26 protein-coding genes, 1 tRNA gene and 1 rRNA gene are annotated in these 21,951 nt (G+C 38.6%); all 28 read right to left on the reverse strand.

The window, feature by feature from the left end; translation table 11 throughout:
• Positions 1-98: 98 nt before the first annotated feature.
• Positions 99-929, reverse strand: coding sequence for a DUF6287 domain-containing protein (locus IGI63_RS07015; RefSeq protein ID WP_429975556.1), 831 nt, complete (start codon positions 927-929; stop codon positions 99-101).
• 233 nt (positions 930-1,162) lie between these two features.
• The gene (locus IGI63_RS07020) at positions 1,163-1,882 is read right to left on the reverse strand and encodes a YebC/PmpR family DNA-binding transcriptional regulator (protein ID WP_002356305.1); all 720 of its coding nucleotides are present in this window, start codon (positions 1,880-1,882) and stop codon (positions 1,163-1,165) included.
• 86 nt (positions 1,883-1,968) lie between these two features.
• A complete protein-coding gene (locus IGI63_RS07025) occupies positions 1,969-3,156 on the reverse strand; it encodes a nucleotidyltransferase (protein ID WP_429975557.1) in 1,188 nt (395 codons plus the stop codon).
• An 80-nt stretch (positions 3,157-3,236) separates the two neighbouring features.
• A complete protein-coding gene (locus tag IGI63_RS07030; RefSeq protein WP_002356302.1) occupies positions 3,237-3,977 on the reverse strand; it encodes a class I SAM-dependent DNA methyltransferase in 741 nt (246 codons plus the stop codon).
• Between the two features lies 1 nt (position 3,978).
• Complete coding sequence (gene rsfS / locus IGI63_RS07035; RefSeq protein WP_033072556.1) at positions 3,979-4,317, reverse strand: ribosome silencing factor; 339 nt, start codon at positions 4,315-4,317, stop codon at positions 3,979-3,981.
• 46 nt (positions 4,318-4,363) lie between these two features.
• Positions 4,364-4,954 carry a bis(5'-nucleosyl)-tetraphosphatase (symmetrical) YqeK gene (gene yqeK, locus IGI63_RS07040; protein WP_429975558.1) on the reverse strand — a complete coding sequence of 197 codons (591 nt, stop codon included), beginning with the start codon at positions 4,952-4,954 and terminating at the stop codon, positions 4,364-4,366.
• Positions 4,932-5,591 carry a nicotinate-nucleotide adenylyltransferase gene (locus IGI63_RS07045; protein ID WP_002365150.1) on the reverse strand — a complete coding sequence of 220 codons (660 nt, stop codon included), beginning with the start codon at positions 5,589-5,591 and terminating at the stop codon, positions 4,932-4,934. The genes yqeK and IGI63_RS07045 overlap by 23 nt, the downstream gene beginning before the upstream one ends.
• Before the next feature lie 17 nt (positions 5,592-5,608).
• Positions 5,609-5,920 (reverse strand): ribosome assembly RNA-binding protein YhbY, encoded by a 312-nt coding sequence (gene yhbY / locus IGI63_RS07050; protein WP_002356298.1) that lies wholly within the window; start codon positions 5,918-5,920, stop codon positions 5,609-5,611.
• Positions 5,921-5,943: 23 nt separating this feature from the next.
• The gene (gene yqeH / locus IGI63_RS07055) at positions 5,944-7,053 is read right to left on the reverse strand and encodes a ribosome biogenesis GTPase YqeH (protein WP_429975559.1); all 1,110 of its coding nucleotides are present in this window, start codon (positions 7,051-7,053) and stop codon (positions 5,944-5,946) included.
• Positions 7,050-7,577, reverse strand: coding sequence for a YqeG family HAD IIIA-type phosphatase (locus tag IGI63_RS07060; RefSeq protein ID WP_002356296.1), 528 nt, complete (start codon positions 7,575-7,577; stop codon positions 7,050-7,052). The genes yqeH and IGI63_RS07060 overlap by 4 nt, the downstream gene beginning before the upstream one ends.
• 221 nt (positions 7,578-7,798) lie before the next feature.
• Positions 7,799-8,587 (reverse strand): acetyl-CoA carboxylase carboxyl transferase subunit alpha, encoded by a 789-nt coding sequence (locus IGI63_RS07065; protein WP_002407956.1) that lies wholly within the window; start codon positions 8,585-8,587, stop codon positions 7,799-7,801.
• A 1-nt stretch (position 8,588) separates the two neighbouring features.
• Positions 8,589-9,455 carry an acetyl-CoA carboxylase, carboxyltransferase subunit beta gene (gene accD, locus IGI63_RS07070; RefSeq protein WP_002356293.1) on the reverse strand — a complete coding sequence of 289 codons (867 nt, stop codon included), beginning with the start codon at positions 9,453-9,455 and terminating at the stop codon, positions 8,589-8,591.
• A gap of 94 nt (positions 9,456-9,549) precedes the next feature.
• Positions 9,550-10,920, reverse strand: coding sequence for an acetyl-CoA carboxylase biotin carboxylase subunit (locus IGI63_RS07075; protein ID WP_002359385.1), 1,371 nt, complete (start codon positions 10,918-10,920; stop codon positions 9,550-9,552).
• A 7-nt stretch (positions 10,921-10,927) separates the two neighbouring features.
• Entirely contained in the window at positions 10,928-11,353 is a 426-nt protein-coding gene (fabZ, locus tag IGI63_RS07080) for a 3-hydroxyacyl-ACP dehydratase FabZ (RefSeq protein WP_002356286.1), read from the reverse strand.
• A 3-nt stretch (positions 11,354-11,356) separates the two neighbouring features.
• The gene (gene accB / locus IGI63_RS07085) at positions 11,357-11,845 is read right to left on the reverse strand and encodes an acetyl-CoA carboxylase biotin carboxyl carrier protein (protein WP_002359384.1); all 489 of its coding nucleotides are present in this window, start codon (positions 11,843-11,845) and stop codon (positions 11,357-11,359) included.
• A gap of 1 nt (position 11,846) precedes the next feature.
• Entirely contained in the window at positions 11,847-13,082 is a 1,236-nt protein-coding gene (gene fabF / locus IGI63_RS07090; RefSeq protein WP_002356284.1) for a beta-ketoacyl-ACP synthase II, read from the reverse strand.
• 18 nt (positions 13,083-13,100) lie between these two features.
• Complete coding sequence (gene fabG, locus IGI63_RS07095) at positions 13,101-13,838, reverse strand: 3-oxoacyl-[acyl-carrier-protein] reductase (protein ID WP_002356283.1); 738 nt, start codon at positions 13,836-13,838, stop codon at positions 13,101-13,103.
• Positions 13,839-13,841: 3 nt separating this feature from the next.
• Entirely contained in the window at positions 13,842-14,771 is a 930-nt protein-coding gene (gene fabD, locus IGI63_RS07100) for an ACP S-malonyltransferase (protein WP_010819607.1), read from the reverse strand.
• Between the two features lie 32 nt (positions 14,772-14,803).
• Positions 14,804-15,760, reverse strand: a complete 957-nt coding sequence (gene fabK / locus IGI63_RS07105; protein ID WP_033596412.1) for an enoyl-[acyl-carrier-protein] reductase FabK — start codon at positions 15,758-15,760, stop codon at positions 14,804-14,806.
• Positions 15,761-15,896: 136 nt separating this feature from the next.
• Positions 15,897-16,124 (reverse strand): acyl carrier protein, encoded by a 228-nt coding sequence (locus IGI63_RS07110; protein ID WP_002356278.1) that lies wholly within the window; start codon positions 16,122-16,124, stop codon positions 15,897-15,899.
• Between the two features lie 52 nt (positions 16,125-16,176).
• The gene (locus IGI63_RS07115; protein WP_002365153.1) at positions 16,177-17,142 is read right to left on the reverse strand and encodes a beta-ketoacyl-ACP synthase III; all 966 of its coding nucleotides are present in this window, start codon (positions 17,140-17,142) and stop codon (positions 16,177-16,179) included.
• 15 nt (positions 17,143-17,157) lie between these two features.
• The gene (gene fabT, locus IGI63_RS07120; protein WP_002362455.1) at positions 17,158-17,598 is read right to left on the reverse strand and encodes a fatty acid biosynthesis transcriptional regulator FabT; all 441 of its coding nucleotides are present in this window, start codon (positions 17,596-17,598) and stop codon (positions 17,158-17,160) included.
• 389 nt (positions 17,599-17,987) lie between these two features.
• Positions 17,988-18,218: a YkuJ family protein gene (locus IGI63_RS07125; protein WP_002379802.1), complete on the reverse strand. Its 231-nt coding sequence runs from the start codon at positions 18,216-18,218 to the stop codon at positions 17,988-17,990.
• Between the two features lie 100 nt (positions 18,219-18,318).
• A complete protein-coding gene (locus IGI63_RS07130; RefSeq protein ID WP_002359377.1) occupies positions 18,319-19,209 on the reverse strand; it encodes an NAD(P)-dependent oxidoreductase in 891 nt (296 codons plus the stop codon).
• 72 nt (positions 19,210-19,281) lie between these two features.
• A complete protein-coding gene (bgsB, locus tag IGI63_RS07135) occupies positions 19,282-20,505 on the reverse strand; it encodes a cell wall glycolipid biosynthesis glucosyltransferase BgsB (protein WP_002389260.1) in 1,224 nt (407 codons plus the stop codon).
• Positions 20,506-20,551: 46 nt separating this feature from the next.
• Complete coding sequence (gene bgsA / locus IGI63_RS07140; RefSeq protein ID WP_002359375.1) at positions 20,552-21,556, reverse strand: cell wall glycolipid biosynthesis glucosyltransferase BgsA; 1,005 nt, start codon at positions 21,554-21,556, stop codon at positions 20,552-20,554.
• Between the two features lie 192 nt (positions 21,557-21,748).
• A tRNA-Asn gene (locus IGI63_RS07145) sits at positions 21,749-21,822 on the reverse strand.
• A gap of 6 nt (positions 21,823-21,828) precedes the next feature.
• Positions 21,829-21,944 (reverse strand): 5S ribosomal RNA (rrf, locus tag IGI63_RS07150).
• Positions 21,945-21,951 lie beyond the last annotated feature (7 nt).

Raw genomic sequence — 21,951 nt, forward strand, 5'->3', positions numbered from 1 at the left:
TGCTTATATCTTACAAAATAAATGTGAAGATTTTGTGATCATTTCATTCTTATTTTGCTACTTTTATAGGAATTAAATAGATTGCCACGAGACTATCTTTAGTTGCCTTGTGCATCCGTTATTCTGACTGCTCCTTGTGGCAATACTCTGAAAAAACCAACAGTCCCAGTCCCTCCATTTGCAGCCATCTGTTTCGATTGGGCTCTAAAAAAGAAGTCATTTCCATTCATACCAAAAAATCCAAGGTTCGTATCATCATTTTCTGCATCAGTCAATGTACTTCTGATACATGCCTCTGCTTGTTCTTGGTTCTCGATGATTTTTGCCTCTTCATTTTGGTCTTGAATTTCCTCTTCAGAAGAACGATAGTAATACTCTTCCGCAGGATAATTTCCACTATCTTGAGTAATTAACAATCGCGGTTTCGTCTTATCCGATTGGTCGCCGTTAGGATTTTCAACACCAATTTTATATAATAATAACGCAGCACCAGTAGGCCCCCACCTAATACTTAAGCTTGTAATTGGTCGCGACTCATCAGTAGGTGAATCCTTCGTAATCATTCCTCCGGTATTTGTACTACCATCAGGATGAATGATCAAACTCTCTCCTTTACCATTTTTCCATGTTCCAACTAAAGTAGTAAAATCGCCAGCATTAATCGCTGTAGTATCTAAATCAGCTACAGTTAGCTGACTATTGTTTCCATCAGCTGTCGGCTCTTCATTTTTCACTGATTCGTTAGACTCAACACTGCTGCTCGCTTGTTCGTTTGTCTTATCAATTGTTTCACTGGTTTTTTCATTCGTCTCTTCAACTTTAGAGGATGCCTCCGTTGAAGCGGTCACTTTCTTTTCTTTTGGTTCCCGACAAGCAGTTAATGATAAAACCGCTAGCCCGACAAAAAACGCTAACATTCCCTTTTTCACGCCTATTCACCCCGTTCAATGATCTATCTTACTAGACTATTGTACTATTAATTCAACTGTTTAGACAAATATTTATGGAACAGACAAAAATTGAACCTGTCATTGAATGCTTTGTGTCACATGGACTTATCAATCAACTTTCTTTTTTCTATGTATTATATGAAAAAAAGTGAGCCATCAGTCAAAATGACCGATGGCTCATTTCTAAATCTTAAAACAAACGAACAAATGGATTATTCAGGTAAATCTACATTATGATGAACTTTTTGAACATCTTCTAAATCTTCTAAAACGTCTAACATTTTTTCAAAGTTCGCTAAATCGTCGCCTTCTAATGTTACTTCGTTTTGTGGAACCATTTCTAACTCAGTAACCGTGAATTCTTCAATGCCTTTTTCTTTTAACGCTTCTTGTGCATGGTGGAAATCTTCTGGTTCTGTGTAAACGATAATTTGACCGTCTTCTTCAACAACATCGCGAACATCAATGTCTTTTTCCATTAAGTATTCTAAAATTTCATCCGCATCGTCACCAGCAAAGCCAATGATACCTGTATTATCAAACATGTAGGAAACAGCACCGCTGACACCCATATTTCCGCCGTTTTTACCAAATGCGGCCCGCACATCTGCTGCTGTTCGGTTCACGTTGTTTGTTAAAGCATCAACAATGACCATTGAACCATTTGGCCCAAATCCTTCATAGCGTAATTCAGAATATTGTTCATCTGCTGAACCTTTTGCTTTTTCAATAGCACGATCAATAATATGTTTTGGTACATTGTATGTTTTGGCGCGTTCGATTACAAACCGTAATTTTTGGTTTGCATGAGGATCAGGGTCTCCTGACTTCGCTGCTACGTAAATTTCAATCCCGAATTTTGCATAAACACGGCTATTGTTTGCGTCTTTGGCAGCTTTTTTCTCTTTAATATTTGCCCATTTACGGCCCATATTCTCACTTCGCTTTCTCTGATTTGTTGTTAGTATCTTATCCCTTGTTTATTATACTGGGGAAACTGATTTTTGTTAAGTATTTTTTAGGTATCTGGCGAAAATCGTAAGGGAAACCGACCAAAATTTTGTTCTTTTAAAGAAGAATCTCCCATCTGGTATAGTTGATTGGCGCGAATATCTAACGAAAGCATTGCGCGGTTTTCTTTAGATACTTTGGAAATTACCGGCAATTGAATCTGTGCTTTGGTTTCTTTTAGATAAGCTTGTCCCTTTGGCGTAAATCCTAGCACATGGAGATAACTGTTTTGCCAAACAGTTTCAACTTCTTCTTTGGTCATATTTAACAATATATAAGTTGCTAATCGTTGCAATCTTGTCCAAGTATAACGCTTCGTTTTCATACGTTCCATTAATTCGTGAAAAGAACCTGCTGCTTGGATTTGATCTTTTAGTCGATATTCAAGTCCTTCCGTCATTTGGTAAATGGCTTGTAACTCTTCTAACGAGGATTGAACAATTTTATACTTTAGGAAGGGCCAGTAGTTTTCCCATGAAATCATTGCCTGTGTTTGTAAATGTTGTGCGGTTATAGAAGGCACCGTTGGCAGTACTTGCGTTATTTCTTGTTGAAAAACACTTTGCCTAATCGCCGTGGCGCTAGCAACTTTCCCAGAAATCGTTGCATCATGAAAGCCCGCTTGTTTTCTAGCAATTGGGTAGAGCGTCATCGGGGTTGGATACGTGGCATTTTCCTTTGCATAACTCATCCCCAAAATATGATTAGGCGAAGAAAAATCAAACCTGCTTTCAGGATATACTTGACGAAAAACAGCAGTCATTTTTTGTGGATAACTCAATTGTTTGTCTGTCAATGCGTGGAACGTTTGATCAATTAAGGATTGATTTTCTTGGACAAACTGGCCGAAAGCCGCATAATCAATTGCGCTTGTACTATCTGTTCCAAAACATAAGCTCTCACATTGCAACGCCTGCAATAACTTTATACCGCCTTTGGCAAAGTAATCCGCAGACTGTACCGACCAAGCTGTCGGCAATTCAATGACTAAATCCACACCATTTTGAAAAGCTTCTTCTGCTCTGGCCCACTTATCTAGTAAGGCTGGTTCTCCTCTTTGTAAAAAATTCCCACTCATTATAGCAATTACTACTTCAGCTCCGCTTTGTTGGCGAGCTTGTTGGGCATGATAGCGATGTCCATTATGAAAGGGATTATATTCCACGATAATGCCACAGGCTTTCACTCTAGCCACCTCCGTTATAAAAAAATGGACTTATCAGCAAAGAGACAAACGTTTTTAAGCGCTGTCCCAAGCTCATAAGCCAAATCTTATTAATCTCTTTGACAAACAAAGAACCAGCGTTCACTTGTTTCAGTTGGTGCTTCATCTGTAAAGTCTGCATAAACTTTGACGTTCATGAAACCAGCACTTTCTAACATTCGTAAATAGTTATCTAACGAATAGGTTCGTTCTTGATGCAATTCATCATACCGAACAAAGTGCTCATCTGTTTCCTGTTCTTTCACAAAAAATGTTAAGAAATGTTCGATGCTGTGTTCTTTTTCACCAGCGTAACTATCCCATAGAAAAGCAAATTCTTCTGTTTGATAATGATAGCTATATTCTGGAAAAACTGAATCAATTTTGTAAGTAGAATGAACATCAAAAATGAACGTTCCTTCCTCTTCTAACGCTTGATAAACTTCATCGAACACTTGTTGTACTTCTTGGCGATTAGCCATATAGCACAGTGAATCAGAAAAACAAGTGATGGCTTGGTATTGTCCCACTTCAGATAAATCTAGCATATTTCCCTGAACAAATTGAACTGGCACTTCTTCTTCAAAGGCTCGTTCACTAGCAATCATCAACATTTCTTCTGATAAGTCTAAGGCCGTCACATCATAACCACTTTTCGCAAAATCAACTGCTAAAGCGCCTGTACCACAAGCCATTTCAAGAATTTGTTGGGTTCCTTGTGGGAGATGACGATTGGAAAAATCCAACCATTTTTGGTATAGGCTTTCGTCCATCACTTCGTCATAGACGAAAGCAAACGTTTCATAGGCCATTTTAGTCGACCCAAGCGCTTAGATCAACCATTGGGGCATCTGACCATAATTTTTCTAAGTTGTAAAAGGCACGTTCTGAAGATTGGAATACATGGACAATAACATCGCCTAAATCGATTAAAATCCATTTTCCGCCTTCTTTACCTTCCACACGCTTGACTTCTACTTGATTTTTGGCTTCTTGTTCGTTAATTTCATCAACAATCGCATTGATTTGACGTTCACTATTGGCTTGGCAAATTAAAAAATAATCTGCTAATAATGAAATCTCTCTTACGTCTAATGCGACAATTTCTTCTGCTCGTTTTGAATCTGCTGCTTTGACAGCAATTTCTAAAATTTTCTGGCTATCTATGATAGTTCCCTCCTAGTAATTCTTTCTTCTTTTATTTTTGATTAACGACCCATTGATTGTAGGTCTCTAACGTTTTTGGATAAATTTTATGTTCTTGTTCAATCAAATGTAACAAGGTATGTTTCGTTTCATAAGCAACCGCTGCATCTAAGTCAACAAGGGCAATTTCACGGGCTTCTTTCACACCTGGAAAATCACGTCCTGGTTCAATGTAATCTGCGACATAAATAATTTTATCTAGCAAGCTCATCTTAGCAGCCCCAGTTGTATGCACACGAATTGCCTGCAAAATTTCTTCGTCATCAATGGCTAATTCCCGTTTAACAATATCCGCCCCAACTAAGCCATGCCAAATTTCATTGCCATAGTTTAATAAAGCCAAATCAAAACCATCTCGGCGAATAATCAACTCGAATTCATCGTTTGGACGTTCTTTGGCGTAATCATGCGTCAAAGCAGCAATACTGGCTTTCGCTTCATCGGCACCATATTTCGCTGCCAAGGCCACAGCTGTTTCCTCGACTCCTAACACATGGCGTAAGCGACGTTCACTCATTTGCATTTGAACTTTTTGCATTAATAATTCACGTTGTGCAGCATCATAATTTGTTATCCAGCTCATCTTGATACAGTCCCTTCTCTTGAATATAGTTTATCACATTCTCTGGAAGAAGATAGCGTGTTGAGCAACCACTTTTGACTTTTTGTCTAATCAAAGTGGAACTAATCGCCATCTGCGGAACATCGACCCAAATAATTGGATAGGTAGATTCCGTTGGATAATTAGGACGCCGAATGCCGACAAATTGAACTAAATGGAGTAAGTCATCAATCCGATGCCATTTGGGCAAGTATTCCACCATATCTCCACCAATTATAAAATAATAATCAGTATCTGGATTGGCTTCTTTTAAAGCTTTCATCGTATCATACGTGTAACTTTTGCCTTTGCGAATTAATTCAATTGGCTCAATATCTAAGCAGGGATTATCAGCCACTGCTAGTTCTAACATCGCTAACCGATGTTCACTGCTAATTGTTTTCTTTTCGTCTACATGTGGTGGTAAGTACGTAGGCATTAAGTAAACTTTGTCCAAACCTAGTTGATTTTGAACTTGATCGGCCATGACAAGATGTGCTAAATGAACGGGATTAAAATTACCACCTAACAAGCCGACTTGCTTTCTTGTTTGAAAACGTAACGGTTCCTCTTGCAAGAGAACGTCCGCTCCTTGACGCGCTTGTCTTTTTTCTCCCATTGTTCATCCCTCCAATATTAAATCTCTTTGACTGCTGCTGAAATTTTTTGATATTTTTCTTTACTTGATGGCTTGAATAAGACCAACACGCGACCAATAATTTGTACTACATCGCAATGAATGGCTGCTGTTAGTTCTTCTGCAACCTCTTCTGCTACTTCATCTGTATTTTGTAATAACGTAATTTTAATCAATTCACGTTTTTCCAACGCTTCATCAATTTGTGTAATCATTGCGTCATTCAAACCACCTTTGCCTACTTGAAAAATAGGTTGTAAATGGTGTGCCTGACTACGTAAATAACGTTTTTGTTTTCCTCTAAGTTTCAAATTGTTTGCCTTCTCTCTAAAATTTAAATTAATGCTTTTCTACGTAAAACATCGACACCTTTAGGCGCCCAACCAGCGACTACACCAGGTTCTGTGACAGTAATCCAACCTAGACCAGCAAACACAATATCCGTTTTTTCTTTCACGGAAAATTCAAAGCGCACTAATTCAGGAAACTCAGCGACTTCATCGGCACGTGGAGGCTGCAATAAGCCACCAACATGTTTTTCATAAAAAGCATCGGCGGTTGCTGTTTTTGTTCGGTGTAAATTTAAGTCATTGGAAACGTAGGCAATGAAGGAACTTTTAGCACCTTGGACATAATCAAAGCGAGCCAAGCCACCTAAAAACAAGGTTTGTTCAGCATTTAATTGGTAAACTTTCGGTTTGATTTCTTTTTGCGGTGCAATAATTTTCAAGTCTTTTTTACCTAGGTAATGTGCCATTTGATGACGGTGAATAATTCCGGGCGTATCGATTAAGAAGTGGCCATCGTCTAATGGAATTTCAATTTTATCTAGCGTTGTTCCAGGAAATTGTGATGTCGTAATCACATCTTGAATACCCACTGTTTGTTGAATGATTTGATTGATTAATGTTGATTTTCCAACATTGGTCACACCTACGACATAAACGTCTCGGCCTTCACGATATTTTTCGATTGTATCTAATAACTCTTGCATTTCTTGTGGTTTCTTGCCACTTGTTAGTAAAACATCAACAGGGCGTAATCCTGCTTCATGGGCCCGTTCTCTCATCCATTGAACCATTTTAGGTTTTTTTAATGATTTAGGCAAAATATCCACTTTATTGCCAACTAACAACACAGGATTATCTCCGATAAAACGATGTAGTCCTGGAATAAGAGAGCCATTAAAGTCAAAAATATCCACTACGTTCACAATCAGTGCATCTTCTGTTCCTAAACCATTCAATAAACGTAAAAAGTCATCGTCTGTTAATTGGACATCTTGAATGTCATTATAATGTCTTAAGCGAAAACAACGTTGGCAATAAACTTCCCCTGTTTCCATTCCTTTTTCGAAAGCTGTTTTTGGTGTATAGCCTAATTCATGAGGATTTTCCGTTTGAATAATCGCACCACAGCCAATACAATGAATTGCCTCTGTCATTCTAATCCGCCTCTCCATGTCATTTCTGGATGTTTTTTTGATAAGTATTTCATAATTTTCCGTTCAAAGAACCGATTGATTCTAGTATTCCAGCCATCTGTATCGACAATCGGTTGAACTAAAACATTGCGTATACCCGCTGCGTTAGCTCCCCGAATATCTGTCATAATCTGATCGCCGACCATTAACATTTCAGATGGCTTCAAGCCTAATTTTTTTTCTGCTAATTTGAAGCCACGTGCGGTTGGTTTCAAGGCACGTGCTACATAATCTAAGTCAAACTTTTCAACAACGCGTTTAATCCGGCTGTCTTTGTTGTTTGAAACAACGAGGACAGTAATTCCTGCATTTTTCATTTCTAATAACCAAGTTTTTAATTCTTCTGTTCCATCGGGATTATTCCAAGCAATTAAAGTATTATCTAAGTCAGTTAGTACTGCCTTAATCCCCAGTTTTTTTAATTGTGCGGGGGTAATTTTATAAATCGCATCAATCATCCATGTCGGTTTATATTTTGAAAACATCGTGACTCCTCTCACTGACACTATGTAGTTTCTTCGATTTTAAGAGACTGAAACATAACTAAACAATTATGCTTCAGTCTCTACCTATTATATTATACTGCATTTTACTGAAAATTTCTATAAAGGACGGTCGTTCCTTGTAAAAGAACAAGTAAAATAAAAGAAAAAATAAAAAAAGCCACCCATCAACCCCTGAAAAGTTCGTTGATGAGTAGTAACTTCTAATATTTGCGAAAACGTTGGTATCTTTTTTCTAGTAACATTTCCGTATCTAATTTAGCTAATTCAGTTAATTTTGAAATAAACGCTTTTTGTAACATGCGATTAATTTTTGCTTGTTCCAGAGGCTGACCGTTCATAACTTCCGGAATTACTTTATCTACAATAGCTAATTCCTTCAGCTCTGTCGCTGTGATTTTCATCAATTCTGCTGCTTCTTTCGCACGACTGCCATCTTTCCACAAAATAGAGGCGAAACCTTCTGGCGAAAGAACCGCATAAATCGTGTGTTCCAACATCCAAACTTCATCTGCGACTGCTAAAGCTAAAGCACCGCCACTGCCACCCTCACCAATGATGACTGAAATGATTGGCACTTTCAAATCAGACATTTCTAACAAGTTTTGCGCAATGGCTTCCCCTTCTCCTCGCTCTTCGGCACCAATTCCACAATAGGCACCAGCAGTGTTCACAAAGGTAATGACTGGGCGGTTAAATTTTTCCGCTTGTTTCATTAAACGTAACGCTTTGCGATACCCTTCAGGATTAGGTGAACCAAAATTACGTTCAATATTTTCTGGTAGATTTCGGCCTTTTTGGATACCTACCACTGTAACTGGTTTGCCTTGCAAAGTAGCAACACCACCGACTACAGCTAAATCATCGGCAAAGTAACGATCCCCATGAAATTCTAAAAAGTCCTCAAAAATTGCTTCTATATATTCTAAAGTTGTCAAACGATCTTGGGCTCTTGCCAAGGTAACAACATCATTGGCTGTTTTCTTTTCCATGTTAGCGCCACCCTTCCAAAGAATGTAAACGTAACAAGTCGCTCAATCGTTGACGCAAAAGATTTCTTGGCACAATCTGATCTACAAAACCATGTTCTAAAAGAAACTCGGCCTTTTGAAAATCATCTGGCAACTCTTGACGAATCGTTTGTTCAATTACACGGCGGCCAGCAAAACCGATTAAACTCTGAGGCTCTGCCAAAATAATATCGCCATCCATCGCAAAACTTGCGGTAACACCGCCAGTCGTTGGATCAGTCAATACCGTAAGATACAGCAAGCCTGCTTTGTTATGCCGTTGCAAAGCGGCCGAAATTTTCGCCATTTGCATCAATGAAAAAATTCCTTCTTGCATACGGGCACCACCAGATGCAGTGAAAATCACTACTGGTAAATGCTTTTCTGTCGCCCGCTCAAACAAGCGTGTGATTTTTTCACCAACAATCGTTCCCATACTGCCCATGATAAAATTAGCGTCCATGATTCCAATTGCAACAGCTTGTCCTTCAATTGTTGCTTCTCCCGTTAAGACAGCTTCATCTAGCCCAGTTTTTTCTTGCATTTTTTCAATTTTTTCAAGATAACCAGGAAAATTTAGTGGATCTTTTGTCACTAATTCACTGTCCCAATTGTGGAAACTTTTTTCATCAACGGTTATCGCTAATCGTTCCCATGCACCAATCCGAAAACTATAGCCACAATGCGGACAGATTTTTTCTGCACCCATTTCTTTTGTATACAGTGTTCGCTTACAAGAAGGGCATTTTGCCCACATATTATCTGGAACAGAAGGCTTCTTTGATGCATCATTTGCATCAGCACGATTTGGATTAATGCGAATGTAATTTTTCTTTTTAAATAATGCCATTTGCTTACTCCTCGTATTTTAGCGGCAAGAGCTCAGCTCCTTTCAAAAGATCACTGATCTTTCCAAGCAAGAGAGCTCTTGCGGCGTTCTTTCTTTAATGATTGCTTTCTGGCTCCCAATTTGGTAGAAATGTTTCTTGTAAAAAGCTTGTGTCATAGTCACCTGTCAAAACATTATCATGTGTAATTAAATCCAATTGGAATTCGGCATTCGTAATAATACCTTCTGTTACAATTTCATTTAAAGCCCTTTGCATTTTCATCAAGGCATCAAAACGATTTTCACCATGTACGATGACTTTTGCAATCATTGAATCATAATAAGGTGGAATTGAATACCCTGAATACATAGCGCTGTCTACACGCAAGCCCATTCCACCACTAGGCAACAAGAGATTTTGAATTTTACCTGGTGAAGGAGCAAAATTAAAGGCAGGATTTTCAGCGTTAATTCGGCACTCAATCGCATGCCCAGTCATGATAACATCCTCTTGGGTATAGCCTAAAGGTTCACCTGAAGCAATTTCTAATTGTGCTTTGACTAAATCAATCCCTGTTACCATTTCCGTAACTGGATGTTCGACTTGGATGCGGGTATTCATTTCCATGAAATAAAAGTCGCCAGCTGGATCCATCAAAAATTCAATGGTTCCGGCATTTTCATAATGCACAGCTTGTGCCGCTCGAACGGCCGTTTCGCCTAACATCTGACGCTTTTCTTCAGAAATAGCAATCGATGGTGATTCTTCTAACACTTTTTGATTATTTCTTTGTAGTGAGCAATCACGTTCCCCTAAGTGAATCACATGCCCATATTGATCACCTAAAATTTGCACTTCGATATGACGTGCTGGATAAATAATTTTTTCTAAATACATATCATCATTACCAAATGCGGCTTTGGCTTCTTGCTGCGCTGAAGTAAAGTGTTTCGGTAACTCTTCTTTTGAAAGAACTTTTCGGATTCCTTTTCCGCCACCACCAGCAGCTGCCTTTAACATCACTGGGTAACCAATTTCTTCAGCAATCGTCAACGCTTCTTCGACAGAATCAATGACGCCATCACTCCCAGGAATAACAGGTACCTTGGCTTTTTGCATCAGTTGACGTGCGTTTATTTTATTGCCCATTGCATCAATCGTTTCTGCTTTAGGACCGATAAAAGTAATGTTACATTCTTCGCACATTGAAGCAAATTGACTATTTTCAGATAAGAAACCAAACCCTGGATGAATCGCTTCAGCATTGGTAACAATCGCTGCACTTAAAACAGCTTGAACATTTAAATAAGAATCAGTTGCTTTCGCCGGTCCAATACAAATGGCTTCATCTGCTAACTGTGTGTGTAACGCTTCTTGATCCGCTTCAGAGTAAACAGCAACTGTTTGAACGCCTAATTCGCGACAGGCACGAATAATACGAACAGCGATTTCTCCGCGGTTTGCGATTAATACTTTCGAAAACATTTTTCACCTATCCAATCATAAAGGTTAATTCAGCCTCGGCAACTTTTTTTCCATTAACTTTTGCCACACCTTTACCCATTCCAGCAGAAGCGCGGACTTTTAAAAGTTCAACCTCTAAAATTAATGTGTCGCCTGGTGTTACCTTTTGTCTAAATTTTGCTTTATCTAATCCACCAAAGTATGCCGTTTTCCCTTTGAATTCAGGCATTGAAAGTAATGCCACGGCGCCTGCTTGAGCCAACGATTCAATAATTAAAACTCCTGGCAAAACAGGATTCCCAGGAAAATGACCTTGAAAAACTTGCTCATTAACCGTTACATTCTTTTTCGCTACAACGCGTTCCCCGGGAATGACTTCTTCAACACTATCTAATAATAAAAAGGGATAGCGATGTGGTAAAATTTCTTGAATTTCTGTAATTGTTAATTTCATGTCTTATTCTCCTTTAGCAACTCGGAATAGCGGCTGACCAAATTCAACCACATCTTCATTGTTGACTAATATTTCAGTAATCACACCGTCAACTGTCGCCGTAATTTCATTCATTAATTTCATCGCTTCAACGATACACACAACGTCACCCGTTTTAACAGTGTCTCCTACTTTGACAAAGTTCTCTTTATCTGGTGCTGGTTGTAAATAAACGATTCCTACAATAGGTGACGTAATTTCTTCTGTCTTTTCATTGGCTGTCGGTGTATTGGTTGGCGTTTCTTCAGCTACAGAAACTGTTTCAACAGGCACTGAAACTCCACTAGCGGCTACTGGTGTTTCTTGTGGTTGCGCCACTGGTTCTACGGCACTTCGTCCAGAAACTGTATTTTTATTCATATATAATTCAAACGAGCCTTCTCGTAAATCGAATTCGGTTAAAGTTGATTGATCAAATTGTGTTAATAATGCTTTTACTTCTTCTAACTGCATGTTAATCCTCCCAGCGTTTTAAGCAAATAACTGCATTGTGGCCACCAAAGCCTAGCGAGTTACTTAAAGCATAATCAAATTTATGCTCTTTGCTTTCGTTTAAAACAACGTTCACCGTAATTGCTTCATCTTGATTTTCCACATTAATGGTTGGCGGAATAAATTGATGTTGTAAAGCATTTAGGGTAGCAATTCCTTCAATTCCACCAGCGGCGCCTAAGAGATGTCCCGTCATACTCTTCGTACTACTTACATACGCCGTTTTTGCGGCATCACCTAAAGCCAATTCAATTGCTTTAGATTCTGCACTGTCATTGGCTTGTGTGCTTGTTCCATGGGCGTTAATATAGCCAATTTTTTCTGGAGAAATCCCAGCTTCTTCCATTGCTAGTACCATGGCTTTCGCTGCCCCGCTCCCATCTGGTGTTGGTGATGTCATATGATAGGCATCGCAATTAGCACCATAGCCAACCACTTCACCTAAAATAGTTGCGCCTCGTTCTAGAGCATGATCTAATGATTCTAAAATAAAGACACCCGCTCCTTCTCCCATCACAAATCCACTACGTTCTTTATCAAAGGGAATTGAGGCTTTTTCTGGGTCAGTCGCCTTTGTTAAAGCGGTCAAGGAAGCAAATCCTGAAATACCGATTTCTGTAATAGGCGCTTCTGCTCCACCGGCAATAATGACATCGGAGTAGCCATGTTTGATATTGCGGAACGCTTCCCCAATTGAATGAGTTGCACTAGCACAAGCCGTCACTGTTGAAGTACAAATTCCTTTGGCACCAACACGTAAAGCAATATTTCCCGCCACCATGTTTCCAATCGCCATTGGAATAAATAACGGTGCCACACGTTCAGGTCCTTTGTCGTGCATCCGAATTACTTGATTTTGAATTGTTTCTAAACCACCAATCCCGGAACCCACCATGACGCCAAACCGATCCACATCTAGTTGACTGGTATCCAAGCCACTCATAGCCATTGCTTCTAAGGCCGCATAAATGCCAAATAACGAAAACTTATCCATGCGTTTGCCATCTTTTTTAACAAAATATTTTTCCATTGGAAAGTCTTTCACTTCAGCTGCTAAGGTGACACCTGTTTCACTAACATCAAATTTACTAATCGGTCCGATACCATTTTTCCCTGTTTTCAAACTTTCTAAAAAAGTCTCAGGTTCATTGCCAATCGGCGAGGTGACACCGTAACCGGTAATAACTACTCGATTCATCCTTTTGACTCCTTTCGTTTATCCGTGCATGACTAAGCCGCCATCAACATTCACGACTTGCCCAGTAATATAGGGACTTTTAGCTAAGAAAATCGCTGTAGCTGCGACATCTTCGACTTGCCCAAACGTTTGTAAGGGAATTTGCGCATTCATTTGTGTTTTAACTTTTTCCGATAAAACATCCGTCATTTCTGTTTGGATAAACCCTGGTGCAATCGCATTGCAGGTAATACCGCGCGGCGCAACTTCTCGTGCCACCGATTTAGTAAAACCAACGACACCCGCTTTACTCGCAGCGTAGTTTGCTTGACCAACATTTCCCATTAAACCAGAAACGCTAGCCATATTAATAATCCGACCACTTCGTTGTTTCATCATACGTTTAACCGCTTGTTGGGTCATGTTAAAAGTTCCTACCAAGTTAATATCTAAACAGGCATTAAAATCCTCTTTTGTCATTCGTAATAATAATTTATCATTCGTAATCCCAGCGTTATTCACCAGAATATCAATCGAGCCTAATTGGTCAACGGTTGCTTGAATCATCTCACCTGCTGCATCAAAATCGGAAATATCTCCAGAAAGGCCAATACATTTTACCCCAAAGGCTTCAATTTCTTGTCGTTGTTCTGGCGTAATCTCACTCCGACCGTTTAAAACAATATTGGCGCCCTCTTTCGCAAAAGCCAACGCAACTGCTTTGCCAATCCCACGAGTGCTTCCAGTAATAAATACGTTTTTCCCTGTTAATTCCATTTTTTACCTCCCAGTAAGTGCTGTTAACGTTTCTGTTAATGTTGCAACATCTTCCACACGGTGCATTTCAATTGTTTTGTCAATTTTTTTAACAAAACCAGTTAATGTTTTCCCTGGACCAACTTCAATCATCGTTCCCACGTTCATAGCCTTCATCGTTTCGATACTGTCTTCAAAACGTACCGCAGACATGACTTGCTCTTCCAATAACGCTTGAATTGCCTCTTGGGGCATAATTTCGGCAGTCGTATTACTAATGACAGGAATTTGCATCGTTTGAAAGTTCAATTTTGCTAAATCCTGAGCCAATTTTTTTGATGCTGGTTGTAACAGCGCCGTATGGAAAGGGCCACTCACATTTAACGGAATCATTCGTTTCACACCAGCTTCTTTGAGAAGTGTCATCGCTTGATCAACAGCAGCAACCTCACCACCAATCACGATTTGTTGTGGTGTATTATAATTTGCTGGAGCCACAATTCCGAAAGCACTGGCTTCTTGACAGGCTTTTTCAATTACTTCACGCTCAGCATTCATGACAGCAACCATTTTGCCAGTTCCTTGTGGTGCTGCTTCTGTCATGTACTGACCGCGCTTTTGGACCAAGGCCACTGCTTCTGAAAAACGCAAAGCCCCGCTGGCAACCAAAGCACTGTATTCCCCTAAGCTTAAACCCGCTACGACATCAGGCGTTAGTCCTTTTTGTTGCAAAAGACGGTAAAATGCGACACTGACTGTTAAAATAGCAGGTTGCGTATATTCTGTTTCATTTAAACGTTCATTTTCAGTAAAACAAAGTTCTGCCATCTCATAACCTAAGATATGACTTGCTTCATCGAAAGTTTCCCGAACAATCGCTTCTTGGTGATATAATTCTTCACCCATCCCTTGATACTGGGCTCCTTGTCCACTAAATAAAATCGCTGTTTTCATACGACACCTCATTTTTTGTTAAAATTATTCACTTAGCCCCAACGCTGATTCATCTTATGTACAATCGCTTTGCATTCAGACATGAGTGAATCAATGATTTCTTGGGCTGTTTCTTCTTTTTTTATTAACCCGGCAATTTGTCCCGCCATGACGGAACCGTAATCCATATCCCCGTCAACGACAGCTTTGCGCAAAGCGCCCTGACCAATTTTTTCAAACATTTCTAAATCAGGCACTTCTTTTTGGAGTTCTTGCTTTTCTAATTGATTATATTGAGCGGTTAATTTATTTTTTAAAGTACGCACTGGATGGCCAAAATGTTGACAGGTAATTACTGCATCTAAATCACGTGCCTTTAAAACTTTCTGTTTATAATCTGGATGAACGTTGCATTCTTTGGCAATTAAAAAACGTGTGCCTAACTGGACTGCTTCAGCACCTAACATAAAGGCAGCAGCCATACCACGACCATCACCAATCCCACCTGCTGCAATCACAGGAATTAACACAGCGTCAACGATTTGCGGTAAGCCACTCATAGTGGTTAACTTGCCAATATGTCCACCAGCTTCCATTCCTTCAAAAATGACAGCATCGGCACCAATTTTTTCCATTCTTTTTGCTAAAGCAACTGAAGGAACTACTGGGATTACTTTAATGTTATGTTCTTTAAAACGAGCCATGTATTTGGCTGGATTGCCTGCACCTGTCGTTACGACAGGAACCTGTTCTTCACAAACCAAATCGACAATTTCATCGGCAAAAGGTGAAAGTAACATGATATTGACACCAAAGGGTTGTTCCGTTAATTCTTTAACTTTTTTAATTTCTTTTTTTACGACTTCTTTTGGGGCATTGCCGCCAGCAATAATCCCTAATCCACCAGCGTTTGACACGGCACTTGCTAATGAAGCATCGGCTACCCAAGCCATACCGCCTTGAAAAATGGGATAATTAATTCCAAGCAACTCACATAACTGTTGATTCATTGATTTTATACGTCCTTTAGTTCTAAGATAAGTACACTTCGTTCAAGTAAAAAAGGATTTTCCCGGCTTATTTACTTGTTTTTTTAGGGACTGGGTCATTTAGCAATTAAATGTCCCAGCCCCCTATTTTCATGTATTAGTTTGCTTGTTGTTTTTCTACATATGTTACTAAATCTTGAACGGTTTGAATGCCATCTTCTGTTTCGATTTTCACATCAAATTCATCTTCGATTTCGTTAATGATTTGGAATAAATCTAAGCTGTCCGCGTCTAATTCTTCTTGAATGTTTGTAGTTAATTGTACCTCTTCAGCATCTTTTCCTAATTCTTCTACGATAATTGCTTGAATTTTTTCAAATACCATGTGTATATTCCTCCAAAATAGTCATTTTCTTCATTTATATGTGAACAGTTTTTTACAGCGTTAGGAGCAGTGAGCCCCATGTTAAGCCGCCGCCAAATCCTGTTAGCACCACGCGTTGTTGGGAACCTAAAATTAAGGTCCCATTTTCAACTGCTTCATCCAACAAAATAGGAATACTAGCAGCTGAGGTATTGCCATATTTATCCATATTCGTTAAAAACTTCTCGCGGGAAATCTTCGTCTTACGTGCAATTTTATCGATAATGCGCACATTTGCTTGATGTAGTAGAAGATAATCCACGGTTTCGTCCGTCACGAGTGATAAAATATTTTGTGAAACATCTTTAATCGCAAAATCAAAAATACTACGTCCTTCCATCTGTAGCGTCTTACTCGCCTGCTTATGCCCCTGATAAAAAGGACTTTCGTTGATCGTGTAGCCTGACGTTAAAGCCGCCCACCGTTGTCCATCTGCTTGTAATTTTTCATTTAGAAAATGTGGTGTCTCAGCCGCTTCAATCAAGACGCCGGCAGCCCCATCACCGAAAAGCACCGCTGTGGAGCGATCGGTCCAATCCAACATTTTGGAAAATGTTTCGCCACCAATTACTAGACCTGTTTGATAACGACCACTTAAGACTAGTTTTTCTGCCATGCTTAAGGCATAGACAAAACCAGAACACGCTGCACTGATGTCAAAAGCAAAGGCCTCAGTGGCGCCAATTGCGCCTTGCACTTGGCAAGCAACAGAAGGCATATTGAAATCTGGTGTCACTGTTGCAACTAAAATAAAGTCAATCTCACTTGCTTGCTTTCCAGATTTTTCCAATAACTGTTTTGCGACTTGATGACATAAATCAGACGTATTTTCTTGCGTAACGATGCGACGTTCACTAATGCCTGTTCGCGAATGTATCCATTCATCAGAGGTATCCATCATTTCACTCAGTTGGTGATTCGTGACACAATTCTCTGGAACATAACGGCTTGTACAACTAATTCGTGCATAATTCTTCATGGGGATCCTCACTTTTTATTTGTATTCTTGCAAGAAATCATGAAGATTTTTTAGTGCTCTTAACAGCGCTTGTTCTTCTTCTTGCTCCATGCCTTTCAAAATGTTTTTAACCATTTCACGATGAAAATGCTGATGGACTCTAAAAAGTAATTTTCCTTTTTTAGTTAAGCCAAGCTTTACTACACGTCGATCATCTTCACTACGCAAACGTTCAACATAGCCTTTTTTAACTAAGTTGTTAATCGCTACAGTAAGTGTTCCGACGGTAATTGACAGTTCCTTGGCTACTTCTGAAGACGTTTTTTTCTTGTACATACCAATTGCTTCGATTGTGTGCATCTCCGTAATGGATAAATCATTAAATTGTGATTTTTTCAATTCAGATTCTTCAATCGTTAAGATGTCATTAAAGACACTGACTAAGTAATCGTTGACTGTTTCTAAATTAGGTTCCATTCTGTGCACCATCCATATACTTTGATTATCAAAACATTTGATGTTCAAACTATATCGTAAATAAGCAAAGAATGCAAGAGAATTTTCTATATTTTTAATGAAATATTCTTCAAATATTTCAAAAAAGGCGCATTTTCAAGGGACGAGGCTTTTAAAAAAAGGATCAATTACTTTGATACCCAAACTATTTTCACAGAAAAAGGAAAGAAGTGCAACTAAAAAGCATCACTGGCACTCCCCTGATTGAGAAGTGCCAGTGATTTTTGTTATATAATTCTCAAACTCCCACTAAGCTATTGCTACAACTTGACTGGATAATACGAGAAGAGAGTGAACCAGAAGCTTTGGTGCTTCTACTCCACTCCCTTATTAAAATGTAGGACGATTAATTATTGAATTAAGTCGTAAATTTCCATTGCTACAATATCGATGTTATCGAATTGATAGCTTTGGTGCGTATCAGATTCTGTTAATTCAAATGTTTCTGTTGATTTATCAAAACTTACAATACATTTCTCTACGCCTTCACGTTCAAAGCGGCGTACTTGTACTTCATTATCTGCTGCTTCGATCATTGCTTCCAGTCTCTTAATAATCGCCACAAGTTGTGAATGTTTCATCAGTGGGCCTCCTTTTGCAAACTAGTTCTGTACCATTGTAACAAAACATTGCCTAACTTGCATGATTTTTCGTCATTTTTTTTGATTTTTTTGTTGTTCTTTAATTTTTATTCGTTGGTTGCTTGCCATCTGTCCACCAAAGCTTAATTAAGGCCTGTGTGCCATCATTTTCAAACCCTTTATCTGCAAGGCTTTCATATAATTCTGTCGCTTTTTGCGTCGCTGGCAATGGAAGGTCAAGTTTTTTTGCTTCATCTAACGCAATCTTTAAATCTTTGATAAAATGTTTAACAAAAAAGCCTGGCGTATAATCTTCTTTTAAAATACGCGGACCATAATTACTTAATGACCAGTTCGCAGCACTACCACCACCGACTGTTTCCAGAACTTTTTCTAAAGTTAATCCTGTCGCATTTGCATAAACGAGCATTTCAGTCAACCCGGTCATTGTGCCTGCAATCATTAACTGATTCGCCATCTTAGTGTGTTGCCCTTTTCCAGCTGAGCCGTGTAGCATAAACGTTTTACCAAATGTTTTGAAAATTGGTAAGACGGTCTCATAACTTTCTTGATCGCCACCAACCATAATTGTTAAAGTACCATTTTTAGCACCTAAGTCACCACCAGAAACTGGCGCATCCAACGCATGAGCACCCACTTCTGCTGCTTTTTTGGCAATCTTTTCAGCCAAGGTCGGCGTACTTGTGGTTAAATCTACTACTATTTTACCTGTAAGATCTGCTTGAAAAATCCCTGTTTCATTAAAATACACGCCTTCAACATCTGAAGGAAAGCCAACCATTGTAAAAATGATATCACTCGCTTCCGCAATTGCTTTTGGCGTATCATACCAAACTGCTCCTTCAGCAACTAAATCATCTGTTTTACTTTTTGTTCGATTGTAAACATTGACAGATAAATTGTTTTTCATCATGTTACGAATAATTGATTTTCCCATGACACCCGTTCCAATAAAGCCGATTTTAGACATAGTAGCTTCCTCCGTTCTTAAAATAAAAAACTTTCCTCCTTCAGTATAAACGAAGGAGGAAAGTTTTGCAGTTTATTTTCTTAAAGATGTAAATTTTACTTTAATTTTTTTAATTGAGTCCGCATTTTCTTTTTCCATTTGAAGTTGATCAAAGTAAATCAATGTGTCTTGATAAAATTCAATCATTTTGTTGCCAAAGTTTGTAGAAGAAATTTCAAATAATTTTTCATCTAAAATAGTTTGGTCCATTTTAATATTTGCTTGTATATAGTCAATCAATGTTGGAGCAAAATCACTGTCTGTCTTAAAAGTTTTGCCTAAGCTTTCATGATCAAATAAATTATTTAAATAGGCGTTCCCTTCTGCAACACATTGAACACCAGCAGCCATCGCTTCTGTATAAGTTAAGCCTTGTGTTTCCGACGTTGAGGCGCTGACAAAATAGTCAGCAGCTTTATAATAAATCGCGACTTCTTCATTTGGCACTTCACCCGTAAATTGAACGTATTCACTGACTTCTAGTTCTTCTGCTAATTCTTTTAAATCCTCTAGATAGGGACCATTTCCAACTATTACTAAACGAGTTTGTGGTAATTTTTCAATAATTTGTGGTAATCCTTGAATAATTGCTTGAATATTTTTTTCATAAGAAATTCGACTTAACGATAACAACATAATCTGTTGCTCTTCAATACCTAGTTGTTGACGCATTCCAGCGATCATTTCTTCAGTAATATCGGGACGTAAAAACTTATCAATTTCGATCCCTGTTGGAATAATTCTCATTGGTGCGGTCACTCCATAATCCCGTAATTTTTCAATTACACGTTCACTGGGACAAACAACACCTGTCGTATGATTTGTAAACACTCTTGAAAAGAATTTAACATGTGATGGACGGACAACTTTTCCTTTAGCAATATAATGTAAGTAATCTTCATACATCGTATGATACGTATGGATGACAGGAATTTTCATTTTTTTCCCAACCATTTTCCCTAAAATACCCGCACCAAATTCAGTATGTGTATGAATTAAATCTAATTCCAATTCTTTGGCAATTAAATAGGCGTACCACATGCCGCGAACCACTACTCGGCGATCTTTAAAAGATACGAATGGCACACTAGGCATTCGTATGACATCTTCTTCAAAATCAGTCGCGTTAGGATCGGTTGTCGTAAAAATATACACTTCATGGCCGTGCTTTTCTAATTCATCTTTTAAGGTCTTAATAGAAGTCGCTACCCCACTCACTTGCGGGAAATACGTATCAGTAAAAAAACCAATTTTCACTCTCATTACCTCCATTTCATCTAACAATAACTGCCTTCAATATTTGTTAAGATAAGACTGTTTCGTAGACTTCTTTTAACTCGTAACCAATTTGCTTGATACTTCTTTGCTCTGCTACTTGATAGCCTGCTTCTCTAGTGCTAGGTATTTTCCCTTCTAATAAGCCTTCAATATATTTTTTAAATTCTTCAATAGAATGACCCATATAACAATTTTCATTAGCTACTAGCCAGCCTTGATAAACTGGAATATCACGCACTAAAACTTGTTGCTGACTAGCTAATGCTTCTAAGACAACAATTCCTTCCGTTTCTTCACGCGAAGGGAAAAAGAAGAGATTCGCTGCCGCATAGGCCCCTTCGATGACATCTCCTTTAATATAACCTGGGAAAATAACATTTTCTGGATGATCTTCTTTAACTAATTGTCGAATATTTTTTGGGATAGAATACATTGGTGTATCACCAAACCAAATAAATTGATACTCTGGTAACTGTCGCGCAACTTCAATAAAATCAGTGATTCCTTTACGTTCAAAAAATAATCCCACACAAATAATTACTTTTTTCTCTTCATCTATTTTAAAATATTCTCGGAATTTTTGTTCCTTTTCTTCTGAAGGATAAAAGCGTGATAAATCAATACCATTTGAGATCGCCGAAATAGGCACTTTAATGCCATATCCTTCTAGCAATGTTTTAGAATACGGTGTTGGTGTAATTAAATGATCCGCTTTGGAGTACAAACTGATAAGATATTTTTTTACTAATGGTGCCAGTTGATTAGACCCAATAAAGGAATTACGAAAATCTTCTTCTGTCGAATGGGCATGATAAATAACTTTTTTTCCTAGTTTACGTGCTTTTCTGACCATACGATGGCTATTTACGCCATATGTATTAATATGCAATATATCATAGTCACTGCAATCAGCATCTAATGTATATTCTATTCCAACTTCAGAGAGCGCTCGTTTCTGGTGATCTAATGCTCGACCAATACCTGATTTAGCTAAGATTTTCTCACCTTCAAAATATAACAATATTTTCAAACCCGCTCCTCCTTTTCTGCTTTACTAACTATAATAAACACATTATACCATAGCTAAAATTTGATGTATTCATTCTTCGGTAGGATCCTTTTAATCTTATAAATGTTTTTAAAGTCCCTTCTTCAAGCTTATCAAAAAATAGTGAATAAAACAAAAAAAGCAAAAACCAAGTTGGTTTTTGCTTTTGCTCAACTCCGGCAGTAGGACTCGAACCTACGACATCATGATTAACAGTCATGCGCTACTACCAACTGAGCTATGCCGGAATAATCGCGTGGCGACGTCCTACTCTCACAAAGGGAAACCCTTCACTACAATCGGCGCTAAGAAGCTTAACTTCTGTGTTCGGCATGGGAACAGGTGTATCCTTCTCGCTATCGCCACCACACTGGGTG

The organism is Enterococcus sp. DIV0086, assembly GCF_050498705.1.
Taxonomy (GTDB): domain Bacteria; phylum Bacillota; class Bacilli; order Lactobacillales; family Enterococcaceae; genus Enterococcus; species Enterococcus faecalis.